The 2,488-nt window shown below is 57.4% G+C and carries 3 protein-coding genes; all 3 read right to left on the minus strand.

The window, feature by feature from the left end:
- Window positions 1–231: chemotaxis protein CheW (locus V3W31_02160; GenBank protein ID MEE9613740.1), on the minus strand; the 231-nt coding region annotated here is incomplete at its 3' end.
- A gap of 217 nt (window positions 232–448) precedes the next feature.
- Window positions 449–1,792 (minus strand): sigma-54 dependent transcriptional regulator, encoded by a 1,344-nt coding sequence (locus tag V3W31_02165; GenBank protein ID MEE9613741.1) that lies wholly within the window; start codon window positions 1,790–1,792, stop codon window positions 449–451.
- Between the two features lie 18 nt (window positions 1,793–1,810).
- Window positions 1,811–2,488: ATP-binding protein (locus V3W31_02170; GenBank protein ID MEE9613742.1), on the minus strand; the 678-nt coding region annotated here is incomplete at its 5' end.

The raw sequence follows: 2,488 nt of genomic DNA on the forward strand, positions 1-2,488 counted from the left end.
GAGGACCCTGTTGGTCCTGACCCTCTCCATTGTCGGCAGCCCTATGCGTGTCCTCATGTCCACCACCGGCACTATCCTGCCCCGGAGGTTTATGACCCCCTCCAGAAAGTCCGGGGTGTCGGGTACCACCGTTATATCCGGGACCCTCACTATCTCCTTTACCTTGTCGATGGGGACCCCGAAGAACTCCTTATCTACCTTGAACCCTACAAGTTGCAGAATCGTTGACATATCCAACCTCCTTTATCCGCCGTGTTCCCTCTTTCCAAACAACTAATCCCTTCAGCGGCATAACTATAACATACAATTCGGAGTTTAACACCCTGAACTACAGAATATCGCAAAAATATATCAAAAATCGTACGGGGAGGACAAAATGCCCTGCCGGGCGTCTTGTATCGGGTGATTTATGCTGAGGAAAGGACTTTCGGGGGGCTTACTGCGGTTGTCACTCGAGGCCGTACTCTTTTATCTTTCTCCAGAGTGTTTTAACGTTGACCCCGAGCATCTCGGCGGTCTTCTTCCTGTGTCCGCCCGTGTAGTCGAGCGCGCGTTTTATGTGCTCCGATTCCACATCTTTCAACATGGGTAAAGGCCCCTTTGGGGCGGAGAGGGCAATCTCCCCGGCCTTGAGCTCGGCCGGCAGGTCCGCGACCTCTATGTGCTCCGAGTTCGAGAGTATGGCCGCCCTGTTCAAGACGTTCTGGAGCTCCCTGACGTTGCCGGGCCAGTCGTAGCCGATAAGCAGGTCGAGCGCCTCCTTTTCGATCCCCTTCCTGTAGCCTACCGGCATGCGGGAGAGGAACTCGTCCACCAGGACCGGTATGTCCCCCTTTCTCCGCCTCAGCGGGGGCACGTCGAAGGTGACGCTGCTGAGCCTGTAGTAGAGGTCTTCCCTGAAACTTTTATCCTCGGCCATGGCGCGGAGCTCCTTATTGGTGGCGGTAACCACGCGCACGTCCGAGTAAACCTCCTTCGTCCCCCCGACCTTGTAAAAACTCCCATTCTCGATGACCCTCAGGAGCTTTACCTGGGTCTGGTGGGGTATCTCCCCTATCTCGTCGAGGAATATCGTCCCGCCGTCGGCGAGTTCGAAAAGGCCGGCCTTTGCCTGCGAGGCGCCGGTGAAGGCACCCTTCTCGTAGCCGAAGAGCTCGCTCTCGAGGAGTGTCTCCTGTATGGCCGCCACGTTGAAGGCGATAAACGGCCCCTTCGATCGCGTGGAACTCCCGTGTATGTACTCGGCCATGAGCTCCTTCCCCGTACCGCTCTCTCCCTGAAGCAGTACCGTGGCGTCGGTCCTGGCCACCCTCTCCGCCTCCTGAAGGAGTTTCAGTATCCCTGGGTCTTTCGTGACTATCTTGCCGTGCCCCTCCCTGAGCCTCTTCAATATAAGGCTCTCCTGCTTCATGTGCCTCTTGTCGTGGGCTTTATTTATAAGGAGGGTGATCCTCTGCAGGTCGCACGGCTTGGTGACGTAGTCGTAGGCCCCGAGCCTCATCGACTCTATGGCGGTGGAGACGGTGGCGTCGGCCGTAAGCACTATGAACTCGGTCGGGATGGCCTGCTCCGAGGCTTTCTTAAGTACTTCCATGCCGTTAAGCCGCGGCATGTTCATGTCGAGGATGCAGACGTCGAACTCCTTCTCCTCGAGCATTTTTATGCCCTCATCTCCGTCGGTGGCGGTCGAGACCAGAAAACCCTCGCGCGTAAGCTCCGACTGAAGGAGTTTGACAAACTGCGTCTCGTCGTCCACCGCGAGTACGCGAATTTTGTTCTTGGACGTACCCATATTCTATCTTACTGCCGTTTAACCGGCGCTCCCTTCAAGCGGCAGGATAACGGTGAAGGTAGCGCCCTGCCCCTTTTCGGAGCGGACCTCTATCCTGCCCCCGTGGTCGGTCACTATACGGCCGGCTATGGAGAGGCCGAGACCGGCGCCCTCCCCGCTCTTTGTGGTAAAGAAAGGGGCGAATATCTTCTCCTCGGTCCCCTCCTCTATGCCGCACCCGGTGTCGGTGACCCCCACCACCAGGGCGCCGTCCTCCCCGGCGTTCGAGGTGGTTATGATAAGCGCTCGTCCGCCGGTCCCCTCCATGGCCTCGAACGCGTTCATGATTATGGAGGCGAAGGCCTGCTTCAGCAAGCGCGAGCTCGCCGTAATCGGGGGGAGGTCTTTTTGAAGTTCCGTCGTTACCATATAGCCGGCGTACCTGCTCTGGGCGGTAAACAACTCCAGCGCGTCGGTTATGAGCTCGTTCACGTCCGTGGCACCCCTGTCACGGGCGGCGGACTTGGAGAAGTAGGACAGGTTACCGGCTATCTTCTTGCACCTGAATATTTCCGCGTATACCGTATTGAGGTAATCGTCGAACTTGTGGTTGAGTTTCTCGTCGTCTATGGCGCCTCTCTTAATCTCTCTCAGGAGGGACTCGATGCAGAGCGTCATGGTGGCGAGCGGGTTGTTTATCTGGTGCACGATGCCGGC

Source organism: Thermodesulfobacteriota bacterium (assembly GCA_036482575.1).
GTDB lineage: Bacteria > Desulfobacterota > GWC2-55-46 > GWC2-55-46 > JAUVFY01 > JAZGJJ01.

Excerpts from the sequence above, each read along its gene's own strand:
- V3W31_02165 (MEE9613741.1), bottom strand. The coding sequence starts at position 1,792 with ATGGGTACGTCCAAGAACAAAATTCGCGTACTCGCGGTGGACGACGAG.